At 68.9% G+C, this 24,764-nt stretch carries 23 protein-coding genes and 2 pseudogenes; 5 read left to right on the forward strand and 20 right to left on the reverse strand.

Annotation, left to right across the window (positions count from 1 at the left end):
• From atpA to GV015_RS15485, 12 genes are all read right to left on the reverse strand, one after another.
• A complete protein-coding gene (gene atpA / locus GV015_RS15430; protein WP_079707189.1) occupies nucleotides 1-1,629 on the reverse strand; it encodes a F0F1 ATP synthase subunit alpha in 1,629 nt (542 codons plus the stop codon).
• Nucleotides 1,630-1,738: 109 nt separating this feature from the next.
• Entirely contained in the window at nucleotides 1,739-2,536 is a 798-nt protein-coding gene (locus GV015_RS15435) for a F0F1 ATP synthase subunit delta (RefSeq protein ID WP_159879195.1), read from the reverse strand.
• Nucleotides 2,536-3,087, reverse strand: a complete 552-nt coding sequence (locus tag GV015_RS15440) for a F0F1 ATP synthase subunit B (RefSeq protein ID WP_064295311.1) — start codon at nucleotides 3,085-3,087, stop codon at nucleotides 2,536-2,538. Before GV015_RS15440 ends, GV015_RS15435 begins: the two co-directional genes overlap by 1 nt.
• 30 nt (nucleotides 3,088-3,117) lie before the next feature.
• On the reverse strand, nucleotides 3,118-3,351 hold the full coding sequence (gene atpE, locus GV015_RS15445; RefSeq protein ID WP_064295310.1) for an ATP synthase F0 subunit C: 234 nt from the start codon (nucleotides 3,349-3,351) through the stop codon (nucleotides 3,118-3,120).
• A gap of 46 nt (nucleotides 3,352-3,397) precedes the next feature.
• Nucleotides 3,398-4,177, reverse strand: a complete 780-nt coding sequence (gene atpB / locus GV015_RS15450; RefSeq protein ID WP_175117868.1) for a F0F1 ATP synthase subunit A — start codon at nucleotides 4,175-4,177, stop codon at nucleotides 3,398-3,400.
• Between the two features lie 275 nt (nucleotides 4,178-4,452).
• A complete protein-coding gene (locus tag GV015_RS15455) occupies nucleotides 4,453-4,938 on the reverse strand; it encodes a hypothetical protein (protein WP_085513235.1) in 486 nt (161 codons plus the stop codon).
• On the reverse strand, nucleotides 4,935-6,200 hold the full coding sequence (locus GV015_RS15460) for an MraY family glycosyltransferase (protein WP_079707192.1): 1,266 nt from the start codon (nucleotides 6,198-6,200) through the stop codon (nucleotides 4,935-4,937). The genes GV015_RS15455 and GV015_RS15460 overlap by 4 nt, the downstream gene beginning before the upstream one ends.
• The gene (locus GV015_RS15465) at nucleotides 6,197-6,865 is read right to left on the reverse strand and encodes an L-threonylcarbamoyladenylate synthase (protein ID WP_079707193.1); all 669 of its coding nucleotides are present in this window, start codon (nucleotides 6,863-6,865) and stop codon (nucleotides 6,197-6,199) included. Before GV015_RS15465 ends, GV015_RS15460 begins: the two co-directional genes overlap by 4 nt.
• Nucleotides 6,866-6,938: 73 nt before the next feature.
• The gene (locus tag GV015_RS15470; RefSeq protein ID WP_159879197.1) at nucleotides 6,939-7,925 is read right to left on the reverse strand and encodes a glycosyltransferase family 4 protein; all 987 of its coding nucleotides are present in this window, start codon (nucleotides 7,923-7,925) and stop codon (nucleotides 6,939-6,941) included.
• The gene (locus GV015_RS15475; RefSeq protein ID WP_124769589.1) at nucleotides 7,922-9,742 is read right to left on the reverse strand and encodes a nucleoside-diphosphate sugar epimerase/dehydratase; all 1,821 of its coding nucleotides are present in this window, start codon (nucleotides 9,740-9,742) and stop codon (nucleotides 7,922-7,924) included. Before GV015_RS15475 ends, GV015_RS15470 begins: the two co-directional genes overlap by 4 nt.
• Before the next feature lie 12 nt (nucleotides 9,743-9,754).
• The gene (locus tag GV015_RS15480; RefSeq protein ID WP_159879199.1) at nucleotides 9,755-10,726 is read right to left on the reverse strand and encodes an NAD-dependent epimerase/dehydratase family protein; all 972 of its coding nucleotides are present in this window, start codon (nucleotides 10,724-10,726) and stop codon (nucleotides 9,755-9,757) included.
• Nucleotides 10,723-11,520: a glycosyltransferase family 2 protein gene (locus tag GV015_RS15485; RefSeq protein WP_159879201.1), complete on the reverse strand. Its 798-nt coding sequence runs from the start codon at nucleotides 11,518-11,520 to the stop codon at nucleotides 10,723-10,725. Before GV015_RS15485 ends, GV015_RS15480 begins: the two co-directional genes overlap by 4 nt.
• A 125-nt stretch (nucleotides 11,521-11,645) precedes the next feature.
• Here GV015_RS15485 and GV015_RS15490 point away from each other — a divergent pair, with 125 nt between their 5' ends.
• Nucleotides 11,646-12,284 (forward strand): HAD-IA family hydrolase, encoded by a 639-nt coding sequence (locus tag GV015_RS15490; protein ID WP_236555496.1) that lies wholly within the window; start codon nucleotides 11,646-11,648, stop codon nucleotides 12,282-12,284.
• 181 nt (nucleotides 12,285-12,465) lie between these two features.
• On the opposite strand, the gene prmC is transcribed toward GV015_RS15490, so the two are convergent.
• On the reverse strand, nucleotides 12,466-13,374 hold the full coding sequence (gene prmC / locus GV015_RS15495; RefSeq protein ID WP_236555498.1) for a peptide chain release factor N(5)-glutamine methyltransferase: 909 nt from the start codon (nucleotides 13,372-13,374) through the stop codon (nucleotides 12,466-12,468).
• Here prmC and GV015_RS19250 point away from each other — a divergent pair.
• The 4 genes from GV015_RS19250 to GV015_RS15510 all read left to right on the forward strand — a co-directional run bounded on the left by GV015_RS19250 (nucleotide 13,373) and on the right by GV015_RS15510 (nucleotide 16,701).
• Nucleotides 13,373-13,507 (forward strand): hypothetical protein, encoded by a 135-nt coding sequence (locus GV015_RS19250; protein WP_256377217.1) that lies wholly within the window; start codon nucleotides 13,373-13,375, stop codon nucleotides 13,505-13,507. The genes prmC and GV015_RS19250 overlap by 2 nt on opposite strands.
• A 30-nt stretch (nucleotides 13,508-13,537) precedes the next feature.
• Nucleotides 13,538-14,476 (forward strand): cysteine synthase A, encoded by a 939-nt coding sequence (gene cysK, locus GV015_RS15500; RefSeq protein WP_064295302.1) that lies wholly within the window; start codon nucleotides 13,538-13,540, stop codon nucleotides 14,474-14,476.
• Between the two features lie 9 nt (nucleotides 14,477-14,485).
• Nucleotides 14,486-15,052, forward strand: coding sequence for a serine O-acetyltransferase EpsC (epsC, locus tag GV015_RS15505; protein ID WP_137243300.1), 567 nt, complete (start codon nucleotides 14,486-14,488; stop codon nucleotides 15,050-15,052).
• A 92-nt stretch (nucleotides 15,053-15,144) separates the two neighbouring features.
• Complete coding sequence (locus GV015_RS15510; RefSeq protein ID WP_159879205.1) at nucleotides 15,145-16,701, forward strand: ABC-F family ATP-binding cassette domain-containing protein; 1,557 nt, start codon at nucleotides 15,145-15,147, stop codon at nucleotides 16,699-16,701.
• 65 nt (nucleotides 16,702-16,766) lie between these two features.
• On the opposite strand, the pseudogene GV015_RS19310 reads toward GV015_RS15510, so the two are convergent.
• From GV015_RS19310 to lysA, 7 genes and pseudogenes are all read right to left on the reverse strand, one after another.
• A pseudogene (locus GV015_RS19310) lies at nucleotides 16,767-16,975 on the reverse strand (peptide chain release factor 1); the annotation flags it as partial.
• A 19-nt stretch (nucleotides 16,976-16,994) separates the two neighbouring features.
• Nucleotides 16,995-18,074 carry a peptide chain release factor 1 gene (prfA, locus tag GV015_RS15520; RefSeq protein WP_071262434.1) on the reverse strand — a complete coding sequence of 360 codons (1,080 nt, stop codon included), beginning with the start codon at nucleotides 18,072-18,074 and terminating at the stop codon, nucleotides 16,995-16,997.
• 187 nt (nucleotides 18,075-18,261) lie between these two features.
• Nucleotides 18,262-18,378: pseudogene (locus tag GV015_RS19200) on the reverse strand (peptide chain release factor 1); the annotation flags it as partial.
• A 177-nt stretch (nucleotides 18,379-18,555) separates the two neighbouring features.
• On the reverse strand, nucleotides 18,556-20,775 hold the full coding sequence (rho, locus tag GV015_RS15530) for a transcription termination factor Rho (RefSeq protein WP_159879209.1): 2,220 nt from the start codon (nucleotides 20,773-20,775) through the stop codon (nucleotides 18,556-18,558).
• 232 nt (nucleotides 20,776-21,007) lie between these two features.
• Nucleotides 21,008-21,964, reverse strand: a complete 957-nt coding sequence (gene thrB / locus GV015_RS15535) for a homoserine kinase (protein ID WP_071262436.1) — start codon at nucleotides 21,962-21,964, stop codon at nucleotides 21,008-21,010.
• Between the two features lie 65 nt (nucleotides 21,965-22,029).
• Nucleotides 22,030-23,349 carry a homoserine dehydrogenase gene (locus GV015_RS15540; RefSeq protein ID WP_159879211.1) on the reverse strand — a complete coding sequence of 440 codons (1,320 nt, stop codon included), beginning with the start codon at nucleotides 23,347-23,349 and terminating at the stop codon, nucleotides 22,030-22,032.
• Nucleotides 23,346-24,752, reverse strand: a complete 1,407-nt coding sequence (gene lysA, locus GV015_RS15545) for a diaminopimelate decarboxylase (RefSeq protein WP_159879213.1) — start codon at nucleotides 24,750-24,752, stop codon at nucleotides 23,346-23,348. The genes GV015_RS15540 and lysA overlap by 4 nt, the downstream gene beginning before the upstream one ends.
• Nucleotides 24,753-24,764 lie beyond the last annotated feature (12 nt).

The raw sequence follows: 24,764 nt of genomic DNA on the forward strand, positions 1-24,764 counted from the left end.
CTAGCGGCGACCCTTCACGATCTTCTCCTGGTTGACGTCTTCAACCGGGAGCTCCTCGACCTGCTCCGAACCGAGGGCAGCGCCCTCGCCCGTCTGGAACTCGAGCTTGAACTGGTCGACAGCGGCATCGAGCTTCGAGACGGTGTCGTCGTCGAGCACGTTCGTGTCGCGCAGCGTGGTGAGGACCTCGGTGTTCCGACCCAGGTAATCGAGCAGTTCGCGCTCGAAGCGGAGGACGTCCTCGACCGGGACGTCGTCCAGCTTGCCCTTGGTTCCGGCCCAGATCGAGACGACCTGCTCCTCGACGGGGTACGGCGAGTACTGCGGCTGCTTGAGCAGCTCGGTGAGGCGGGCGCCACGGGCGAGCTGACGGCGGCTGGCCGCGTCGAGGTCGGATGCGAACATCGCGAACGCCTCGAGCGAGCGGTACTGCGCGAGCTCGAGTTTCAGCGTTCCGGAGACCTTCTTGATGCTCTTCACCTGAGCGTCGCCACCGACGCGCGAGACGGAGATACCGACGTCGACCGCGGGGCGCTGGTTGGAGTTGAAGAGGTCTGACTGCAGGAAGATCTGGCCGTCGGTGATCGAGATCACGTTGGTCGGGATGTACGCGGAGACGTCGTTCGCCTTGGTCTCGATGATGGGCAGACCCGTCATCGAACCGGCGCCGAGCTCGTCGGACAGCTTCGCGCAACGCTCCAGCAGACGGGAGTGCAGGTAGAAGACGTCACCCGGGTAGGCCTCGCGTCCCGGCGGACGACGGAGGAGGAGGGAGACGGCACGGTAGGCCTCGGCCTGCTTCGACAGGTCGTCGAAGATGATCAGGACGTGCTTGCCCTCGTACATCCAGTGCTGGCCGATGGCCGAACCGGTGTACGGAGCGAGGTACTTGAAGCCGGCCGGGTCGGACGCAGGCGAGGCGACGATCGTCGTGTACTCGAGCGCGCCGGCCTCTTCCAGCGCACCCTTGACGGAGGCGATGGTCGAGCCCTTCTGGCCGATGGCGACGTAGATGCAACGGACCTGCTTGTTGACGTCGCCCGAGTCCCAGTTGGCCTTCTGGTTGATGATGGTGTCGATCGCGATCGCGGTCTTGCCGGTCTGGCGGTCACCGATGATCAGCTGACGCTGGCCGCGGCCGACGGGGATCATGGCGTCGATCGCCTTGATACCGGTCTGGAGCGGCTCGTGCACCGACTTGCGCTGCATGACGCCCGGAGCCTGGAGCTCGAGGGCGCGGCGGCCGGTGCTGGCGATCTCGCCGAGGCCGTCGATCGGGTTGCCGAGCGTGTCGACGACACGGCCGAGGTAGCCGTCGCCGACGGGGACCGAGAGGACCTCGCCCGTGCGGGTGACGTCCATGCCTTCGACGATCTCGTCGAACTCACCGAGGACGACGACGCCAATCTCGTGCTCGTCGAGGTTGAGCGCGAGGCCGAGGGTGCCGTTCGCGAAGCGGAGGAGCTCGTTCGCCATGGCGCCCGGGAGGCCCTCGACGTGGGCGATGCCGTCAGCGGCATCGATCACGCGTCCGACCTCGGTGGCCGCGGCGGTGCCGGGCTCGTAGGCCTTGACGAAGTCCTTGAGAGCATCCCGGATCTCGTCTGGGCTGATCGTGAGTTCTGCCATCATGTTCCTTTTGGTTGTGGAACCCGGGGGTTCCGAGAGGTGCGATCCGTCAGGATCAACGTCTTGAGTTGTGGAGACCGTCGGGCCGGTCCCCGCGCTGCACGGGCCGTTATCCGGCCAGTTGCAGACGGAGGTCGTTCAGTCGGGCAGCGAGGCTGCCGTCGATGACGTCGTCCCCGAGCTGCACGCGCAGTCCACCGACGACGGCGGGGTCGATCACCTGGTTGATCTTCACCTGACGGCCGTAGGCCGTGGCGAGGTGGCGCTCGAGGCGCTGGAGCTGCGACGCCTCGATCGGTGCGGCTGCCGTGACCGTGGCGACCGCGAGGCCCTGCTGGTCGGCGACGATGCCTGATGCGTACCGGAGCAGTTCTCCGATCCGACGGTCTCGCGGCTGCTGCACGAGCTGACCGACGATGCTGACGGTCTGCGGGCTCGCCTTGCCCGCGAGGAGGGACGCCGCGAGGGCGCCCTTCGCAGCGGACGAACCGAGCTTGCTGCTGAGCGCGAGTTCGAGCTCGTGGTTGCTCGACACGAGCTTCCCGAACTCGAACAACTCGGCCTCGATGTCGCCCTGCGCACCGGCGGAGATCGAGGCGGCCCGGAGGCCGAGCTCCTCGATGCCTGCGAGCAGGTCGGCCTCGCTGGACCAGCGGCCGGAGACGACGGTCTGCAGCAGGCCGAGCGCCTGCGCGCTCAGCTGGGTGCCGAAGATCCGCTCGACGACGGTGCGCTTGGCACCGGCCTCGGCTGCGGGGTCGCTGAGCGCCGCGCTCAGGTGGCTCGAGCCGCCGATGGCCCGGCCCGCTGCGAACAGTCCGTCCGCGGTGGCCAGATCGGCCCCGGCGCCGAGGGCGGCGAGGGCCTCCTTCGACGAGGCGAGTGCTTCTCTGGTCGCGCTTCCCATTACTTGGCTGCCTTCTCCGACGCTTCGAGGTCCGCGAGGAACCGGTCGACGACCGCCGTGGCCTTCGCGTCGTCGTTCAGCGTCTCGCCGATGACGCCACTGGCGAGGTCGAGCGCGAGCGTGCCGACCTCGGCACGCAGCGACACGACGGCCGCCTGACGCTCGGCTTCGATCTGTGCCTGAGCGCTCGCGGTGACGCGAGCGGCTTCGACCGTGGCCTGCTCTTTGAGCTCGGCGAGGATCGTCTGACCCTCGACACGAGCCTGCTCGCGGATGCGGCCGGCTTCCTGACGGGCCTCGGCGAGCTGAGCGTTGTACTGCTCGAGCGCCGCTTCGGCCTGCTTCTGCGCTTCATCGGCCTTGGCGATGTTGCCCTCGATGGCCGCTGCGCGGTCGTCGAGGAGCTTCTGCACCTTGGGCAGGACCAGCTTCCAGAAGAAGCCGAGGATGATGATGAAGACGACGGCAGACCAGACGATGTCGTAGACCGCTGGGATGAGAGGGTTCGTCGGAGCGCCCTCTTCAGCAGCGATGATCACTGCATCAAACATCTTGCCTCCTTCGGAGATGTGAAAGGGGGCTTAGACGAAGATGAAGTAGGTCGCGATGCCGATGAAGGCGAGCGCCTCGGTGAAGGCGATACCGATCCACATGAGGACCTGGAGACGACCACCCAGCTCGGGCTGACGCGCGGTGCCTTCGATCGTCTTGCCGACGACGATACCCACACCGATGGCGGGGCCGATGGCTGCGAGACCGTAACCGACCGTCGCGATGTTTCCTTCAAGGGCGGCGAGAACGGTAGTTGCGTCCACGTTTGTTTCCTTCCGTTGGGTGAGACCTGGCGGGTGCCGGGCTCGATTAGTGCTCTTCTGCGACCGCGAGCTGGATGTAGACCGCGGTGAGGAGGGTGAAGACGTAGGCCTGGAGGACTGCGACCAGGAGTTCGAAGAGGGTGAAGACGAGGCCGAAGGCCAGCGTCCCGACACCCATCAGGGCGAACCATCCGCCGAGGTTCACGATGAAGAACTGCGTCGCCGCGAAGAACAGGACGAGGAGCAGGTGCCCGACGATCATGTTCATGAGGAGTCGGAGCGTCAGCGTGAGCGGGCGGATGACGAAGGTCGAGATGAGCTCGATCGGCGTGACGATGATGTACACCGGCCACGGCACCCCGGAGGGGAAGAGGGAGTTCTTGAAGAACTTGCCCGGGCTCTTCTTGATACCGGCGTAGATGAAGGTGACGTAGGACACCAGTGCGAGCACCAACGGGACACCGATGACCGAGGTACCGGCCAGGTTCAGCCCGGGGATGATGCCCGTCAGGTTCATCGCGAGGACCATGAAGAAGATGGTCGTCAGGATCGGCAGGAACCGGAGGCCGTCCTTCTTGCCGAGCAGGTCTTCCGCGATGTTGACGCGGACGAAGCCGAGCCCCATCTCGGCGAGGCTCTGCGCGCGGCCGGGGACGAGGCGCATCTTGCGCGTCGACAGCCAGAAGAACAGGAGGAGGGCGATCACCGCGATGAACCGGATCAGGATGACCCGGTTGATCGCGAAGGGCGTGCCCTCGAAGAGGATGATGTCGGGGAAGAACTCGTCGATCGACGGACCGTGGAACTCGCCATCTTCGGCGGCCATCGGTGCGATCAGGTGCACGGCGTTAGCGAACAGCACGTATCTCCAGTTTCGGGGGCGTGGAGCAGAGCTCTCGCGGCGACGAACAGGGGGGATGTCTCCTCGCCGCACGCCGAAGCGGTGCTAGTGGGAGGATTCGTTGACGAGTCTAGCAAGGAAACCCGGCCCCGACGAACCCAGGGGTGGTATTCCACGGCTATATTCCGAGCTGGGACCTCGGCTGTGCCTCGGATACCGGTTCCGGCATGCTCCCGCGCGACCTGGATGCGTCCGCAGCGTCAGCCCTGGTCGGAGTCCTGCGGCGACGCCTTCGGGAGGATGTCGTCCGAGACGTAGGGCACCCGCACCTTCGCCGCCACGACGGCGTCGATCACGAGCGATCCGACGACACCGACGATGACGCTCCCGAACAGGATCGGTGCGTTGACCCACGGCTGGTCCTTCAGGATGAAGCCGAGCACGAGGAAGATGACGAACTTCACGAGCCAGCTGCCCATCACCACCCCGAACAGGATGCCGACGAAGAACTCCTGGCCGGACCAGCGGTTGGCGAAGAGGATGCTCACCGAGGTGATGCCGAGGAACACGAGCGCCATCGCGGTGCCGATGAGCGCACTCGTCAGCCCGCGGGAACCGTCGACGCTCCAGCCGACCACTCCCCCGACGACGGCGATCACGAGCGCGAGGAGCGCGCTGTACCGGAGTGCCGTGCGGAAGACCCGGTTGGCGCTCGCGTGGGAGCCGGCCTGGGCGGGAGGAGTCATGGGTGCTGGTCCTTCTTGGCGAGAGAGTCGAGGGTGTCGAGGGTGTCGCCGCTCACGGGCGCCTCGGGGTCGCGCTGCCCGGAGGCCTCGTCGAGCCGATCGTACAGCGCGGACCCGGGAGCGCCCTCCGTGCCGGTGGCAACGCGCTGCGCGAGCCGGTCGGCCCGCCTGCGGCGACCGATCGGCAGGAGGGTGAACGCCGTGCAGGTGACGACCCCCACGGAGACGAAGAGGACGGCCAGCCACGTCGGGGCAGCGAAGAACGCCAGGCATCCGACGGAGATGACGACCGTCCAGCCGTAGAAGATGAGGACGGCGTGCACCTGGCTGTGACCGAGGTCGAGCAGCCGGTGGTGGAGGTGCATCCGGTCGGCGCTGAACGGTGACTTTCCGGCGCGGAGACGACGGAGGACGGCCAGCACGAAGTCGGCGAGCGGCACGACCAGGATGGCGAACGGCAGCAGGATCGGGATGAACGCGGGCAAGAGTTGCGTGCGGCCCAGGGCAGCCGGGTCGACCTGGCCGGTCACGGCGGCTGCGGAGGTCGCCATGAGCAGCCCCACGAGCAGCGCACCGGCATCGCCCATGAACAGTCGGGCGGGGTGCCAGTTGAGCGGGAGGAAGCCGAGGCACGCACCGACGAGGATCGCGGCGATCAGCGAAGCGAGGTTGAAGTAGTCGCTCGCCCCGGTGGAGGTCACGAGCAGCTGTGTGTAGACGAAGAACACGGTGTTCGCGATGACGGCGACACCGGCGACGAGCCCGTCGAGTCCGTCGACGAAGTTGATCGCGTTCATCACGAGCACGATGGCGAAGACCGTCATCGAGAACGACACCCATGACGAGCCGACCGTCAGGCCACCGATGGGCAAGGAGTAGATCTGCACACCGAGCCAGGCGACGAGCCCTGCCGCCATGAACTGCGCGGCGAGCTTGATCATCCAGTCGAGGTCCCACAGGTCGTCGGCGACGCCGATCCCGACGATGAACAGGGCGGCACCGAGGATCGCCAGCACCGGTTCCGGATCGGCGAACACGAGGTCGAAGAACGGCAGCTGCCAGGCCACGCCGAACGCGACCAGGATGCCGATGAACATCGCGACCCCGCCGAGCCGCGGCGTCGGCGTCTGGTGGACGTCGCGTTCGCGGATCGGCGGGTGGAGACCGTACTTCACGCCGACCCGCCGCGCGAGGTGGGCGAAGCCGAAGGTGATGCCCGCGCTCACGACGAGCACGATGAGGTACCCGGAGAACTGGCTCATGGTTCGCGCGGCTCGGGGAGCAGATCGCCCACCACGCCGCGGATCGCCTCGCGGGAGACGGCTCCGTCGCGCAGGACGACGATCCGTTCGTCGGCTGTGCCGAGTCGGGTCGCGTCGATGATCGTCGACGACTGCTCGCCGCTTTCGCCGCCGTCGAGGTAGACCGAGACCGAGTCGCCCAGCATCTCGAGCGCGGCAGCGGCTGAGGTGGCGGCCGGTCGGCCGGTGAGGTTCGCGGAAGAGACCGCCAGCGGGCCGGTGTCCTGCAGGAGTTCGAGGGTCACCGGGTTCGACGGCATCCGGAGCGCGACCGTGCCCGCGGTCTCGCCGAGGTCCCAGGCGAGCGACGGCTGGGCCTCGAGCACGATGGTCAGGCCGCCGGGCCAGAACGCCTCGACGAGCCGGTGCACGGCATCCGGGACGGACGCCGCCAAGGCCTCGAGCGTGTTCACACCTGACACGAGGACGGGCGGCGGTGACTGCCGGGTCCGACCCTTCGCGTCGAGCAGGCGCTGCACCGCGGCCGGCGAGAACGCGTCGGCGGCCACCCCGTAGACCGTGTCGGTCGGGAGCACGACCAGCTCACCCCTCGCCAGGGCCGTCCGTGCCAAGCGCATCCCGGCGAGCAGCTGCGCGTGATCCTGGCAATCGAAGGTCTGCGGCATGTGATGGGTCCTGGCTGAACGGGGCCGCCGATCGGTGATCAGTCGGCCGGATGATCGGGGTGACGACGCTCAATCATAGCCTCGGGCGTCTTCCGAGCAGTCTGGGCAGGCACAGGTAGACGACGAGGACGAGCAGGATGCCGAGGACGGCGAGGACCTGGAAGGGCCAGGCGCCCGTCGCGACGACCACCCCGAGGAGCCCGGTGGCGAGGGTCGCGACGCTGACGACGGCGGTGGACCCGAGGTGACCGAGTCCGCCGGCGGCGAGACGCTGGTACACGTGGCTGCGATGCGCCTCGTGCAGCGGCTCCCCCCGCCGCCAGCGCGCGATGATCGTCGTGCCGGTGTCGGCGACGTACACGAGGACCGGGCCGATCAGCGCAACGAAGGAGATGCCGCTGAAAGCAGCGTAGATGGCGACCGCGACGAGGGAGCCGCCGAGCAGGTAGCTGCCGACGTCGCCCAGGAACATCCGGCGCCGAGCGAGGTTCCACGGCAGGAACCCGAGGAACGCGGCCGCCACGACGAGGCCGGCTGCCGTGACGCCCGGGAGACCGGCCACGGCGCCGAGACCGGCGTAGAACCCGCCGACGACCGTGCCGTGCATCGAGGAGATGCCGTTGACGCCGTCCATGAAGTTCGCGATGTTCGTGTAGGCGACGAGCGCCACGATCCCGAGCGGGATCCACCAGGAACTCGCGGCCATCGAGACGACGAGCACCCAGGTCGCCACGAGTCCGAGTACGACCTGCAAGCCGAAGCGCACCCGGACGGGGAGTCCGCGGACGTCCTCCACGGCTCCGATGGCCGCGTTCACGATCGACACGGCGGCGACGATCCAGAGCGGCAGACTGTGGAGCAGGACCGCGGCCGTGCCGAGACCGACGGCGACCGCGATCGCGACGCCGATCCCTCCCCCGCGGATCGTCGGCGTGACGTGCATGGATCGGTGGTTCGGGGTGTCGACGACCGCCCGACGGATGAGGATCGGGCGGATGGCGAGCTGGGACAGCAGGCTCACGACGAGCGCGAGCACCCCCGCCAGGATGGCAACCGTCATTGCACCAGGTGGTGGGTGCCGGCGCCCTCGTCGGCGATGGTCTCCCGCCAGACGGCGATGTCGAGGAGTGCCGGGTCGAGCGGCTGGATCCGCGTGTGCGAGACCTTCGGGTGCTTCGAGCGGTCGGCGATCTCGTCGGTGTCGATGAGGACCTCGTGCAGCTTCTCGCCGTGCCGGAGACCGGTGTACACGATCTCGACGTCCTTGCCGGACGCGGCGATCATGCGCTTGGCGACGTCGAGGATGCGGACCGGACGGCCCATGTCGAGGATGAGGACCTCGCCCGGGTCGCCGATCGCGCCGGCCTGGATGACGAGCTTCGACGCTTCGGGGATCGTCATGAAGAAGCGGGTGACGTCGGGGTGCGTGACCGTGACCGGGCCACCGGCCTCGATCTGGGCGGTGAACGCCGGAATGGCGGAACCGCGGCTGCCGATGACGTTGCCGAACCGGACCGAGAGGTACCGCGCGTCGGTCTCCTGGGCGCTCATCCATGCGGTGAGCTTCTCGGCGATGCGCTTGCTGTACCCGAGGACGGTCGTCGGGTTCGCCGCCTTGTCGGTCGAGATGTTGACGAAGGTGCCGACGCCGACCGCCCGCGCCGCGTTGAGGACGTTCAGGGTGCCGAGGACGTTGTTCTTCCAGGCCTCGTCGGGGTACTGCTCGAGCATCGGAGCGTGCTTCAGTGCTGCCGCGTGGAAGACGACGTCGGGACGGCGGTCCTCGAAGATCTCCATGAGCGACGGGAGGTCGCGGATGTCGGCGAGCACGACCTCCTTGGTGTCGAGCAGACCGTGTCCGGAGATCGAGAGCTGCGTGGTGTGGAGCCCCGTCTCGTCGCGGTCGAGCAGGACGAGCTCCGCCGGACCGAACTGGTTGACCTGCCGGGCGATCTCGGAGCCGATGGATCCGCCGGCACCGGTGACGAGCACGCGCTTACCGGTGAGGTACCCCGCGATGCTCTCGACCTGCAGGTCGACGGTGTTGCGGCCGATGAAGTCCTCGACGTTGAGGTCGCGCAGGCTCGGCGCGCTCTCGCCCGTCCCGGGAGCCAGCATCGTGTCGATGGGCGGCACGACGAGCACCCGGAGCTTCGCCTCGTCGGCTCGCTCACTGACCTGGCGGATGAAGTCGTTGTCGACGTCCGCGATGCTGATGATGAGCGCCTGCGCCCCGGTGCGCTTGACGGCCGCCACCAGGTCGGCTCCCGTGCCGACCACGGCGACCGAGGCGATGCGGAAGTTGCGCTTCGACGGGTCGTCGTCGATGACGCCCACCGGGAGGTAGGGCGACTGCGGGTCGCGCATGAGCCGAGGGATGATCGACATCCCCAGCGCACCGGCTCCGTAGACGAGGACGCGCTGCGCCTCGATCGGCCGACTGCGACTGTCGACGAAGAGGCGCTTGATGTACCGCGTGATGCCCATGAAGACGATCGCGAACGGGAACGCGATCACCGTCGTGGACCGTGGAACCCCCCACGCGACGCCGAACACCGCGTTGACCGCGATGAGGATCGCGGTGACGATCAGCGCGACGACGATGAGCTGTTTCGCCTCGTAGAAGCTGCCGAAGCTGTGCAGGCCGTGGTAGTAGCTCCACAGGTAGGCCACGATGAGCTGGGCGACCACGGCGATGACGCACAGGAGGACCGTCCCCACGAGGGCCACGCGCTCGTACTCGAGCTCGAACCGGACGAGCTGGGCGACCACGATGGCGAGCACCCAGCACAGTGCGTCGAGGGCGGTCTTCGCGGCGAAACGAGGACCGGGCGCCTGCGTCCATCTACGGGGGGCGTCGGGGAGCGTGGAGGTCATAACGTGTCGATCCTACCGATCGCCGGCTTCGCGTTGGCTGCGCACGGACTGCGCGTCGGGGCCGGGCGCACCGCGCTCCGCGGCGAGGGCTGCGATCGAGGACCGGAGACCGTCGTCCGTCGCCGTCGGCATGCGCTCGTGCCCGAGTGCGCCGAGCAGTCGGGCACCGGAGACGCGGTAGTCCTCGGTGAGCTTCGCGAGACGCCCGGAGTTGAGCGGCACGGCGGGGACGCGATCGCCGACGACGGCCGCCAACCGCACGAGGGCCGGTGGGAGCGCCAGGCGACGGACCCGGCGACCGGTGACCTCGGCGATGAGCGTGACGAGGTGCCCCGTCGACACGGGCTCGTCGTCGGCGACGAGGTAGACACCCGTCGTGACGGCGGGCGTGTCGATGATGCTCGTGATCGCCCACGTGAGGTTCTGGATCGACACGAAGCTGCGCTCGTTGCGGAAGGCGTCGAGCGGGTACGGGATGCCGCGGGACAGCAGACCGAACAGGAGGCGCAGGTTGCCCTTGTCCCCCGGCCCGTGCACCATCGTCGGACGGAGGACGACCGTCCGGCGACCGGCGGGCGGTTCGACGGCGAGCAGGAGCCGCTCGGCCGCGAGCTTCGACTTCCCGTACGGGGTCACCGGGTGGGGCTCGGCGGACTCGTCGAGCACGCCGTCGACCGTCGCCTCGTTCACCGCGGCGACGCTGCTCAGCTGGATGAAGGTGGTGGCGTCCGACGCCAGGAAGGCGACGTACGCGCGTTCGGCGAGGTCGGTGTTGATCCGGCGGTACACCTCGGGAGCGGCGGTGCCGTCGAGGTCGTGCGCCTTCCCGGCGAGGTTCACCACGACATCGACATCCGCGGGGAAGGGCTCCCCCGTCCACCCGCGCAACGAGAACGGCACGACCTCGTGGCCGGCCGCCTCGAGGACGGGGACGAGGTTCGTCCCGATGAAGCCGGTCGCACCGGTCACGAGCACCCGGCTCATCGTCCGAACCATCCCCACGTGCGGAAGTACACGAAGGCCCCCTGGATCGAGTACCACATCAGCTTCCGGTTGTGATGCGAGCCCTTCGCGAAGTGGTGGTGGATCGTCGCGCCGGGGTAGTACGCGGTCCGGGACACCTGGAGGAAGCGTCGGGTGAGGTCGGCGTCCTCGATGTACATGAAGATCCGCTCGTCGAAGAAGCCGACGCGGTGCAGGGTCGAGGTCCGGAGGAACATGAAGCACCCCGAGAGGTAGGGCACGTCGAACATCGTCTTGCTGTAGTCGTGCGCCGGGTCCTCGTCGATGTCGCGGTACTCGTAGCGGGCCATGCGCTTCGCGACGAGCGGCTTCAGCGGACCGGGCAGGAACCGGCGGGCGAACAGGTCGAAGACGGAGGGGTTCCGCTTCACCAGGTACTGGAGGGATCCGTCGGGGTACAGCACCTTCGGCATGACGTGCCCGACCTCGGGGTGCTCGAGCATGAACTCGTGGAGCTGCTCGATCGCCTCCGGCTCGAAGTACACGTCCGGGTTGACCACCATGTGGAACTTCGAACGCCCGAGGACCTTCGCGATCGCGAGGTTGTGGGCGGCGCCGAAGCCGGGGTTCGAGGGGTTGTGCAGGTACTCGACCCGCGGGTCGGCCACGAGGTCGCGGAGCTCGTCCGTCGGCGAGTTGTCGACGAGGTACAGCGTCTCGACGAGCGGGCTCCCGAGGGTCGAGTCGATGGCCGCACGCAGCTTGTCGCGATCGTTCCGGTACATGACGATGCAGGCGGTCACAGGACGGTCCACGGTTCACCCTCTCCGGCGGCGGGGACGGCACCGCCGAGGCACGACGGACGTGGGCCCGACGCGCCTGGTCAGTCTACGTGCTGCCCGCGTCCGGTCCTGGGAGCCCGGGGCCGCATACTGGAGTGGTGCCAGAGCGTGTGTTCTTCTTCGACTGCGACAAGACCCTGTACGACTACGACTTCCGGAAACGCCTCCCGGCGCTCTCCCGGTTGACGGGCGTGAGCCAGTACCGGCTCGCGAAGCAGTGGTGGGTCGGCGGCCACGAGGCCGCGGCCAACATCGGCGAGTACCCGACGAGCGAAGACTATCTGGCGGTGTTCGCCGAGGTCACCGGATACCCACTGTCCCTCGAGGAGTGGCGCGAAGCCCGTGCGGCGGCGATGACCCCGGTTCCCGGCGTCCTGGCCACCCTCGCCCGTGCATCAACCCTCGGCACGGTCTCCCTGCTGTCGAACAATCCGATCCCGTTCCGGGACTCCTTCGCGCAGCTGGCTCCCGAGGCCGCAGCCCTCCTCGGCGAGAACGACCTCGTGTCCGCCGTCCTCGGAGCGGAGAAACCCGAGCCCCGTGTCTACACCCGCGCGCTCAGCCGGTACGGCGTCGCGCCCGACCGCACCATGCTCATCGACGACTCCGCGGCGAACTGCGCGGGCGCCGAGGCCGTCGGGATGCACGCGTTCCAACTGACGAAGGACGCCTCAGGTGCCTTCGACGTCGCGGGACTCGACGCCGCGGTCGACGCCTTCGTGGCGGCCACACCCTGACTCGGCCCACCGGGCGATGCGTCCCACCGGTCCCTGAACCGAACCACGACTCCCTGGACCGAACCATCGGTCCCTGAGCTTGTCGAAGGGCGGCGGATCCACGGCTCGGACTCGCCCTTCGACAGGCTCAGGGACCGGAAGAGGGGCCTACGGAGCGGAGAAGCGCGGGCTCAACGACGGGTCAGCGGATCGCGATGGTGGTGCGGTCGCGGGTGGTGAGGTCGCGGTGCGTCGCCGCAGCGTGCCAGCCGTCGGCCGTGAGCAGCTCGCGGATGGCCTGCCCCTGGAGTTCACCGTGCTCGATGATGAGCGTGCCGCCCCGGTGGAGCAGGCGCTGCGCGGTGGTGGACACCTGACGCACCACGTCGAGACCGTCCGGCCCGCCGTACAGCGCGGCCGAGGGGTCGTGGAGACGCACCTCGGGATCGCGCGGGATCGCGTCGTCCGGGACGTACGGGGGGTTCGAGATCACGACGTCCACCGAGCCGTCGAGCTCGTGGAAGGCGTCGGCGAGGTGCTCGAAGACGACGGTGGCGTTGTCGGCACTGGATTCGGCGAAGTTCCGTCTCGCCCAGATGAACGCCTCGACCGAGTTCTCGGTCGCGTAGATCGCCGCGTTCGGGACTTCGGTCGCCATCGCCAGCGCGATCGCTCCACTGCCGGTGCCGAGGTCGACGCCGATGGGCCGAGGGATCGGCACGGCCCGGAGCGCGTCGATCGCGAACTGCACGACCGACTCGGTCTCGGGGCGCGGGACGAAGACGCCCGGTCCGACCGCGAGTTCCATCGAACGGAACGCGGCACGGCCCGTGATGTGCTGCAGCGGTTCGCGCGCGGCCCGACGCTCGACCAGCTCGGCGAACACGGTGCGCTCTTCGGCGTCGAGCACGCGGCCGGTGATCGCTGCGGCCTGCACGGCCCCGCGACCGAGGCCGAGCACGTGTCCGAGGAGCAGCTCGGCGTCGACGTCGGGCGACGGCACGGCTGCGCGGGTGAGGATCTCGACGGCGTGTTGGCGCGCGAGTTCGACGGTCGCAGGGTGGCCGGCGGACGGGGTGTCTGCGGCGGCGGCGGAAGGGGTGCTGGGCATGAGCGAGGTCATCATCTGGGGCGGCCTGGTCGGGTGGGCCGCACCGAGCCTACCCCACCGCCTCGGTGCGGCCGCGGGCCGGCAACCCTCGTCGTCGCACGGGACACCGCCGATCGACCAGGTCGTAGGCTGAACCGAGCCCCGTTCGAGGAAGAGGAACACCGTGACCGGCACCGTCTACACCGACATCACCCAGGCCTACGGCCGCACCCCGCTCGTCCGCCTGAACCGCATCGCCGAGGGTGTCGGTGCGACCGTCCTGGCGAAGCTGGAGTTCTACAACCCCGGATCGAGTGTCAAGGACCGCCTGGGCATCGCGCTCGTCGATGCGGCGGAGGCCTCGGGCCAGCTGCAGCCCGGAGGGACCATCGTCGAGTCGACGAGCGGGAACACCGGCATCGCGCTCGCCCTCGTGGGAGCCGCGCGGGGCTACCGGGTCATCCTCACGATGCCCGCCTCGATGAGCAAGGAACGCCGGACCCTCCTCCGCGCCTACGGTGCCGAGCTCGTCCTCACCGATCCGACGAAGGGGATGGCGAACGCCGTGCAGGAGGCGCAGCGCATCGTCGCCGAGAACCCCGGTGCCGTCTGGGTCAGGCAGTTCGAGAACGAGGCGAACCCCGCCATCCACCGGCGGACGACCGCACCCGAGATCTGGGAGGACACCGCCGGCACGGTCGACGCGTTCGTCGCGGGCATCGGGACGGGCGGGACGATCACCGGCGTCGGCGGCTGGCTCCGCGAGCACAACCCCGACGTGCAGATCATCGCCGTGGAACCCGCGGACTCCCCGCTGCTCAGCGAGGGTCGCGCCGGTGGACACAAGATCCAGGGCATCGGCCCGAACTTCGTGCCCGACATCCTCGACACCTCGTTGTTCAGCGAGATCATCCCGGTCGAGACCGACACGGCCTACGCGACCGCACGACGCCTCGCGACCGACGACGGCATCATCGGCGGCATGTCCTCCGGCGCCGCGGTGTGGGCGGCCCTCGAGGTCGGACGCCGTCCGGAGATGGCCGGCAAGACCATCGTCGTCATCATCCCCGACGCGGGCGAGCGCTACCTGTCGACGACGATGTACGACGACCTGCGCGACTAGGCTCGACGCATGGGAATGCTGTCGCGGGTCCGCGAGGACATCGGTGCCGCACGCGCACACGATCCGGCGGCCCGCGGCACCATCGAGATCGCGCTCAGCTACTCCGGCCTGCATGCCGTCTGGGCATACCGGCTGCACCATCGCCTGTGGCGGCGTGGCTTCCGCACCCTCGCCCGGTTCGGCTCCCAGTTCACCCGGTTCCTCACCGGGATCGAGATCCACCCGGGCGCCCGGATCGGCAGGCGGTTCTTCATCGACCATGGCATGGGCGTCGTCATCGGCGAGACGGCCGAGGTGGGCGACGACGTCATGATCTTCCACGGCGTGACCCTCGGCGGGAAGAGCCGCGGCGTCGGCAAGCGCCACCCGACGATCGGTGACGGCGTCGCCGTCGGCGCCGGGGCGAAGATCCTCGGGCCCATCCTGATCGGTGCGGGGACCATCGTCGGCGCGAACGCCGTCGTCACCAAGGCCTGCCCACCCCGCAGCCTGCTGCTCGGCGTCCCGGCGGTCGAGCGCCCGCGCGGGAGCGGCACGCACGGTCTCGCGTTGCTCGATCCCGAGTACCACATCTGATCCGCGCGAGGTGGGGCGGTCCGTCGTCCACGCCTCCCCCTGACGACGATCTCCCGCATCCCACCCGCATCCCCGTTCCTCGAGAGGTCCCCATGAGTCTCATCCGCCTGCACGACGTCACCGTCCGGTTCGAGGAGCGCCCGGTGCTCCGCGACGTCTTCTTCCGGCTCGAGCCAGGCGACCGGGTCGGGCTCATCGGCCGGAACGGCTCCGGCAAGTCCACCCTCCTGAAGCTCGCCCTCGACCAGCTCCAGCCGGACTCGGGCACGGTCACCATCGAGGACGGGACGCGGATCGGGTACTTCTCGCAGTTCTCGGAGCTCGACGGCAGCGCCACCATCACCGAAGTCCTCGAGGGACTCTTCAGTCACATCCACGCCATCGAGGCGGAACTCGCATCCATCGACGCCGCGATCGCCGCCGACCCGAACGACCTCGACGGGATGACGAAGCTCATCGAACGGCAGGCCCAGCTCTTCGAGGAGATGGAGCGCCAGGACGGTTGGGACTACCAGCGCCACATCGACACCGCCCTCACCACGCTCGGCTTCGACACCGCTCGCCGCGTGCTCCCCATCGACTCGCTCTCAGGTGGTTGGCGCAACCGCGCGGCGCTCGCGAAGATCCTCCTCGAGCGCCCGGACGTCCTGCTCCTCGACGAGCCGACGAACTTCCTCGACGTCGCGGGGGTCGAGTGGCTCGAATCCTGGTTCGGCTCGTTCCGCGGTGCGGCGATCGTCGTCTCGCACGACCGGACCTTCCTCGACGCCGTGGTCACGCGCATCGTCGAGGTCGAGAACTTCCACCTCCACGAGTACCCCGGCAGCTTCGACGAGTACGTCGTTCAGAAGCAGTTCCGGCTCAAGAGCCTCGAGGCGCAGTTCGTCCACGAGTCCGAACTGCTCGCCTTCGAGGCCGAGGGCATCTCGGACCGTCGCGAGGCGGCCAAGGCCGCCGGGAAGAAAGACCTCTCCTCGCAGCTGGCGAAGATCAAGAAGGCCAGGCCGCCGCGTCCGGTCGACGACATCATCACCGACATCTACGGCGGCCTTCACATCAAGGACACGCTCTGCCGGATCCAGGGGCTCACGAAGGCCTACGGCGAGCACACGCTGTTCGACGGACTCGACCTCGAGATCGGCCGCCGGGAGCGCATCGTCGTCCACGGTCCGAACGGTGCGGGCAAGTCCACGTTCCTCCGGATCCTCGAGGGCGACGAACGCGCCGACGCCGGTCACGTCACGTGGACCGGCGGGGTCAGATACGCGTCCTACAACCAGATGGTCGACGAGCTGGACCTCACCGACACGGTCGCGCACGCCGTCGGCGCCATGCCCGACAGCCTCGCCTTCGCAGCGACGAAGAAGTCGGTGAACCGCTTCCTCGGCATGTTCCAGTTCTCCGACGCCGACCTCAAACAGAAGATCGGCATGCTCTCGGGTGGGCAGCGCGCCCGCGTCGCCATGGCCCAGTGCCTGCTCTCCGGAGCTTCGGTGCTCCTCCTCGACGAGCCGACGAACCACCTGGACCTCGCGAGCACGCAGGTGATGGAGCGCGCACTCGTGCACTTCCCCGGCGCCATCGTCGTGGTCAGCCACGACCGGTTCTTCGCCGACAAGGTCGCGACGAAGCGACTGCGCATCGGCTGAACGACGAAAGCGCAGTCGTGGTCGTCATCCGAGCGGGATGACGACCACGACTGCGCTCTCGAGTCCTAGTCCTGGTCGCCGATGTCGGCCAGGCGCGCTTCCTCATCGGCGGTGATCGCCGATTCGATGATCGGCCCGAGCGCGCCGTTCATGACACCGTCGAGGTTGTACGCCTTGTACCCGGTCCGGTGGTCGGCGATGCGGTTCTCGGGGAAGTTGTAGGTGCGGATGCGCTCGGAGCGGTCCATCGTGCGGATCTGCGTCTTGCGGGCCGNCGACTGCGCTCTCGAGTCCTAGTCCTGGTCGCCGATGTCGGCCAGGCGCGCTTCCTCATCGGCGGTGATCGCCGATTCGATGATCGGCCCGAGCGCGCCGTTCATGACACCGTCGAGGTTGTACGCCTTGTACCCGGTCCGGTGGTCGGCGATGCGGTTCTCGGGGAAGTTGTAGGTGCGGATGCGCTCGGAGCGGTCCATCGTGCGGATCTGCGTCTTGCGGGCCGCGCTGTCGAGTGCCGCCTGCTCCTCCTGCTGACGCGCGAGGATGCGGGCGCGGAGCACGCGCATACCGGCCTCACGGTTCTGCAGCTGGCTCTTCTCGTTCTGCATCGACACCACGATGCCGGTCGGCAGGTGGGTGATGCGCACCGCGGAGTCCGTGGTGTTGACCGACTGACCGCCGGGGCCGCTCGACCGGTAGACGTCGATCTTCAGGTCGTTCTGGCTGATCTCGACCTCCTCCGGCTCATCGACCTCGGGGAAGACGAGGACACCCGTGGTGGAGGTGTGGATGCGGCCTTGGGACTCGGTGGCCGGGACGCGCTGCACGCGGTGCACGCCGCCCTCGTACTTGAGGTGCGCCCAGACCCCCTGCGACGGGTCGGTCGCGTTCGACTTGATCGCCACCTGGACGTCCTTGTATCCACCGAGGTCGCTCTCGGTGCGTTCGAGGAGCTCGGTCTTCCACCCCTTGGACTCCGCGTAGTGCAGGTACATCCGGAGCAGGTCGGCGGCGAAGAGCGCGCTCTCGGCGCCGCCCTCGCCACCCTTGATCTCCATGATGACGTCGCGGCCGTCGTCGGGGTCGCGCGGGATGAGCAGACGGCGGAGCTTCTCCTGGTTGGTCACCAGCAGCTCTTCGAGCACCGGCACCTCCTCGGCGAACGCCTCGTCCTCCTTGGCGAGTTCCCGGGCGGCGTCGAGGTCCTCCTGCGTCGCCTGCCAGGTGTGGTAGGCCGCGATGATCTTCGACAGCTCGGCGTAGCGGCGGTTGATCTTCTTCGACCGTGCGGGGTCGGCGTGGACCGCCGGGTCGGCGAGCTGATCCTGGAGATCCTTGTGCTCGGCGACGAGCGTCTCAACTGATTCGAACATCGTTCTCTTCCTTCATCACCATCATGCGGCACCGGGGGCGAAACGGGACCGGACGAACCACCTGGACCTCGCGAGCACGCAGGTGATGGAGCGCGCACTCGTGCACTTCCCCGGCGCCATCGTCGTGGTCAGCCACGACCGGTTCTTCGCCGACAAGGTCGCGACGAAGCGACTGCGCTCTCGAGTCCTAGTCCTGGTCGCCGATGTCGGCCAGGCGCGCTTCCTCATCGGCGGTGATCGCCGATTCGATGATCGGCCCGAGCGCGCCGTTCATGACACCGTCGAGGTTGTACGCCCGTGGACCGCCGGGTCGGCGAGCTGATCCTGGAGATCCTTGTGCTCGGCGACGAGCGTCTCAACTGATTCGAACATCGTTCTCTTCCTTCATCACCATCATGCGGCACCGGGGGCGAAACGGGACCGACCCCACCCGTTCCCGATGCCAGTGCGGCGCGGGTACGGATGGGGTCGGTCGGGACCGCTAGCGGTGGTTGTTCTCGTGTCCGTGGCTGTGCGAGGTCGGTGCGGGCATCGACTTCTGCATCTGGACGAGGAACTCCACGTTGGACGTGGTCTCCTTCAGCTTGCCGAGGACGACCTCGAGGGCCTGCTGCTGGTCGAGGCCGGCGAGGGCACGACGCAGCTTCCAGGTGACCTTGACCTCGTCGGGGGCGAGCAGCATCTCCTCGCGGCGGGTCGAGGACGCGTTGACGTCCACGGCCGGGAAGATCCGCTTGTCGGCGAGCTGGCGCGAGAGCCGGAGCTCCGAGTTGCCGGTGCCCTTGAACTCCTCGAAGATGACCTCGTCCATCTTGGAACCGGTCTCGACGAGCGCGGTCGCGAGGATCGTGAGGGATCCGCCGTTCTCGATGTTGCGAGCGGCACCGAAGAAGCGCTTCGGCGGGTACAGCGCCGCGGCGTCGACACCACCGGAGAGGATCCGACCCGAGGCGGGTGCGGCCAGGTTGTAGGCACGACCGAGACGCGTGATCGAGTCGAGCAGCACGACGACGTCGTGGCCGAGCTCGACGAGACGCTTGGCGCGCTCGATCGCGAGTTCGGCGACCGTCGTGTGGTCCTCGGCCGGCCGGTCGAAGGTGGAGGCGATGACCTCACCCTTCACCGTGCGCTGCATGTCGGTGACCTCTTCGGGACGCTCGTCGACGAGCACGACCATGAGGTGGACCTCAGGGTTGTTGATCGAGATCGCGTTGGCGATCTGCTGCAGGACGATGGTCTTCCCGGCCTTCGGCGGGGCGACGATCAGGCCGCGCTGGCCCTTGCCGATCGGTGCGACGAGGTCGATGATGCGCTGCGTGAGCTTCGTCTGCTCCGTCTCGAGACGGAGGCGCTCCTGCGGGTACAGAGGGGTCAGTTTGCCGAACTCGACGCGTGCGCCGGCCTCGTCGACGGACAGGCCGTTGACGGAGTCGACCTTGACGATCGCGTTGTACTTCTGGCGGCTGCTGCTGTCGTTGTCGCGCGGCTGACGGATGGCCCCGACGACGGCGTCGCCCTTGCGCAGGTGGTACTTCTTCACCTGGCCGAGGGAGACGTAGACGTCGTTGGTGCCCGGGAGGTAGCCGGAGGTGCGCACGAAGGCGTAGTTGTCGAGGACGTCGAGGATGCCGGCGACCGGGATGAGGACGTCGTCCTCGGCGATCTCGGGCTCGACGTCGTCGTTCTGCACGGATCCGCGACGCTTGCGGTCGCGGTAGCGGCTGCGGCCGCCACGACCCTCGGACTCGTCGCCCGGTGCGCCCTGGTTGCCCTGACCGCCCTGGTTGCCGCGGTTCTGCCCCTGCTGCTCCTGCTTGGCGTCGGCCTTCTGGCCGGCGTCGGCGTTCTGGCCACCGGTGTTCTGGTTGCCGTTGTTCTGGCCGCCGTTGTTCTGGTTGCGGCCTCGGCCACGACCGCGGCGCCCGCCGGACGACTGGCCGTCCTGCTGCTCGCCGTCCTGGGTGTCGTCGGCGTCCGTGTTCGCGGCGTCGTCGTTCGAGTCCTGCTCGGAGGCGTTCTGTGCGGCGCGGTTCTGCTCGCCGCCGGCCTGCTCGCCGGTGCCCTGCTCAGCCGTGTTCTGCTCGGCGTCGTCGGCGTTGCGGTCGCGATCGCGTCCGCGACCACGGCGGTTGCCGCGCGAACGCCTCGGCGTCTGCTCGGGGGTCGTCTCGTCGGCGCTCGGCGACTCGGCGGTCGCGGCGGCGTCATCGGACTGCTCGGCGGGAGCCGCGTCGGCCGGAGCGGACGGTGCCTCGGCCTCGACCGGGGCGGGTGCGGCAGCCGGCGCAGCCGGTGCCTCGACGACGGGGGCGCCGACGATCGGGGTCGCGTTCGGGGCGACGGTGGCCGTCGTGGCCCGGCGGGACTTGCGTCGCGCCGGCGGGGCCGCCTTCTCGGCACCGAAGGCCTGGTCGAGCGCGAGGTCGAGCTCGGGCAGCTTGGACTGCACCGGTGCCTCCGGCGCGACTTCGAGCGCGGAGACCGACTCGATGACGTCGGCGGTCTCGGTGACCGCGGCGTCGGTGTCGGTGTCGGTGCTGTTCTGGATGGTCTGGATGGCTTCGACCAGCTCGCCCTTGCGGAGCTTCGAGGCTCCGGCCACTCCGAGAGCGGCGGCGAGACGCTGCAGGTCGGCGACCTTGAGCGTCTTCGGGTCGGCATCCAGCGAGACGCCTGAGGCGCCTTCGTTGACGTCTGTCACGTGTGTCTTCCTTCCCTTGCGTCGAGACAGAGCTGTCTCGCGCAGGCGGCGATCGCACCGGAATCCTGTGCGGCGGGTGGGTGATGTTCACACGACGCAGAGCCTGTGCGGATAGCCCGGTGCGACGACCCGGCGGAGCGCTGCTCAGCAGGATGGAAACACGGTGGGACCCGAACAGACGCGATCAATTGGTGCGAAAGCGATGATTGTGCGGAATTGCCCCGGAAGCCGGTTACGCCGAAGAGGCGGGGTGGGCCGGGTGCCCTCCCACTGTAGCACCCTTGAAGTCGACCGCGAGCATGAGCGACTGCCACGGGGTGGTGGCGTGCTCGGCGACCAGCGCGGTGGCTTCGAGGCGTCGTCCGGGATCGTCCGCGAGGACGAGGATCGACGGGCCGGCGCCGGACACGACGGCGGCGAAGCCGTGCTCACGCAGCAGCGTGATGAGGGTGTTCGTCTCGGGCATCGCGGCGGCGCGGTAGCTCTGGTGGAGCCGGTCCTCGGTGGCTGCGAGCAGGAGCTCGGGGCTCTGCGTGAGCGCGGCGACGAGGAGCGCCGAACGCGAGACGTTGAACGCCGCGTCGGCGTGTGGCACGTTGGCAGGCTGCAGGCTGCGGGCGAGTTCCGTGGACATCGTGTGCTCGGGGACGAGCACGAGCGGCGAGACCCCGCGGTGCACGATGAGCTTCTTGTGCTGCGGACCGTCGTCCGTCGTCCACGCGATCGTCAGGCCGCCGAACAGCGCCGGAGCGACGTTGTCGGGGTGACCCTCCATCTCCGTCGCGAGCCGGAGGAGGTCGTCCGGTCCGAGCTCGACCCGACCCTCGAGGAGCCCCTTCGCCGCCATGATGCCGGAGACGATCGCGGCGCCCGAGGAACCGAGGCCGCGGCCGTGCGGGATGACGTTCCGCGCGACGACGTCGAGACCGGGGAGGTCGTGGCCGTAGGCACGCAGGGCGTGGGCGATCGCGGTGATCACGAGGTTCGACGCGTCGGTCGGCACCTCGCCGGCACCGACGCCGATGACCTCCACGAACACGCCCGGCTCCTCGCGGACCGTGACGGTCAGCTCGTCGTACAGGGCGAGCGCCAGACCGAGCGTGTCGAAGCCGGGTCCGAGGTTGGCGGTGGTCGCCGGCACCTTCACGGTGACGGTGCGTCCGATCGCAAGCGGTTCGGTGTGACTCATAGGGATGCCTGCAATCTGGTGAGAGGTCGGCGAGCGACGCGGTCGGTGGTCGTGCGATTCGGCACCTACTCGGCTCCTTCGACCCGGAGCACGGACACGACCCGCTCGACATGGGGGTTCGAGGCGAGCTGTTCGACCGTGGCTGCGAGGGCCGATTCGAGCGCCCGGTGGGTGCCGATGACCAGGGTAGCGGTCGACAGCGTCCCGTCCGAGGAGGCCACGGACTGCTGGAAGGTCTCGACCGAGACGCCGCCGTCGCTGAGGATCCCCGCGACCGCGGCGAGCACGCCGGGTTCGTCCGCCACCTCGAGGGTGACCTGGTATCGCGTCGTGACGCGGCCGATCTCGAGGACCGGCAGGTCGGCGTGCGTGGACTCGCCGACACCGGGGCCGCCGGCGACGTGACGACGGGCCGCCGAGACGAGGTCGCCGAGCACCGCGGAGGCGGTCTCCTTGCCACCGGCGCCGGCGCCGTAGAACATCAGGCTCCCGGCGTTCTCGGCCTCCACGAAGACCGCGTTGTTGCCGCCGTGTACGGCGGCCAGTGGGTGCTCCCGACCGATGAGTGCCGGGTAGACGCGGGCGGACAGGCCCTCCTCGCCGGTGGTCTCGTCGACGATCCGCTCGGCGATCGCCAGCAGCTTGATGACGTAGCCCTCGCTGCGGGCGAGGTCGACCTGCGCCTTCGTGATGCCGGTGATGCCCTCACGGTGGACGGCCTCGACGGGGACGGTGGTGTGGAAGGCGAGACTCGCCAGGATGGTCGCCTTCTGCGCCGCGTCGTAGCCCTCGACGTCGAGGGTCGGGTCGGCCTCGAGGTACCCGAGCTCGCTCGCGACGGCTGCCGCGTCCTCCATCGTGTCGCCGAAGCGGTCCATCCGGTCGAGCATGTAGTTCGTGCTGCCGTTGACGATGCCGAGCACCCGGTTGATGCGGTCGCCCGCGAGGCTCTCCCGCAGGGGTCGGATGATCGGGATCGCCGCGGCGACGGCCGCCTCGTAGTACAGCTGGGCGCCGACCTGCTCAGCGGCGTCGAACAGTTCAGGGCCGTGCGTCGCGAGCAGCGCCTTGTTGGCGGTGACGATGTCGGCACCGGCGTTGATGGCCTGCAGGATGTGGCTGCGCGCCGGCTCGATGCCGCCGATGAGCTCGATCACGATGTCGGCGCTCAGGATGAGCTGCTCGGCATCGGTCGTGTACAACTCCTTCGGCAGGTCGACGTCGCGAGGTGCGTCGACGTCGCGCACGGCGATGCCGATGAGCTCGAGGCTCGCTCCGGCGCGGGACGCCAGTTCGTCGGCGTGCTCGAGCAGCAGACGCGCCACCTGCGAGCCCACCGATCCGGCGCCCAGCAGGGCGACCTTCAGTCCGCGGTATTCGATCATTCCGTGTCCAATCCCGCATCGCGGCTGAGGAGGTCGTGCTCGGTCTCGCCCCGCACGATGACGCGGGCCGCGCCACCCGACACGGCGACGACGGCCGGGCGACCGAGGTAGTTGTAGTTGCTCGCGAGGGACCAGCAGTAGGCCCCGGTCGCGGGGACGGCCAGGAGGTCGCCGTCGCGGACGTCCGCCGGCAGGTAGTCGGCGTTCACGACGATGTCGCCCGACTCGCAGTGCTTGCCGGCGATCCGGACGAGCGCGGGGGACGCGTCGCTCACGCGATCGGCGATCCGGACCGTGTAGTCCGCGCCGTACAACGACGGCCGGGCGTTGTCGCTCATCCCACCGTCGACGCTGACGTAGCGGCGGACGGCCGTCTCGCCCTCGTCGTTCCAGGCGACCACGACGTCCTTGATCGTGCCGACCTCGTAGAGCGTGATGCCGGCGCCGCCGATGATCGCGCGTCCCGGTTCGAAGGCGAGCTTCGGGATCCGGACGCCGTGGAGGTCGGCCGCAGCCTGGACACCGGCGAGGATGTCCGCCGCGAGCTGCTCGATCGGCGTCGGGTCGTCGGCGCTGGTGTAGGCGATGCCGAAGCCACCACCGAGGTTGAGCTCGGGCACGGGGCCGCCCTCGAGCAGGCGTGCGTGCACGGCGAGCAGGCGTGCGGCGGATTCGGCGAACCCGTCGGACCCGAAGATCTGCGAGCCGATGTGGCAGTGGAGTCCGAGGAAGTCGAGCGAGGCGTGGGCCCGGATGCGCGCGACGGCGTCGACGGCGTCCTCGAGCGGCAGACCGAACTTCTGGTCCTCGTGGGCGGTCGCGAGGTACTCGTGCGTGTGGGCGTGGACGCCGCTGTTCACGCGCAGACGCACCGACTGGACCCGGCCGGCGCGCTCGGCCGCTGCGGCGACGCGGTCGATCTCGGTGAGGCTGTCGAGCACGATGGCGCCGATCCCGACGCCCACGGCTCGCTCGATCTCCGCGACCGACTTGTTGTTGCCGTGGAAGCCCAGCTGGGCCGGATCGGTTCCGGCGGCGAGTGCGACGGCGAGTTCTCCGCCGCTGCAGATGTCGATGCGGAGGCCCTCCGCCGTCATCCACCGCGCGACCTCGGCCGAGAGGAACGCCTTCCCCGCGTAGTAGACGGCGACGCTCGTGCCATGCGCGGCCGCCTCGCGCTCGAACGCCTCTCGCAGCGTGCGTGCGCGGGCTCGGGCGTCGTCCTCGTCGACGACGTAGAGCGGCGTTCCGAAGCGTTCCTTGAGCGTGCGGACGTCGACGCCACCGAGCTGCAGGAGGCCGTCGGTGTCGCGGGTGGCCGACGCCGGCCACACGGCCGGATCGAGCGCGTTCGGATCGACGGGCTCGGCGAGCCAGTCGGGGGCGAGGGGGTTTCTGGCCACGGGGGTGTCCTG

It is taken from the genome of Plantibacter sp. T3 (assembly GCF_902506515.1).
Taxonomy (GTDB): domain Bacteria; phylum Actinomycetota; class Actinomycetes; order Actinomycetales; family Microbacteriaceae; genus Plantibacter; species Plantibacter auratus.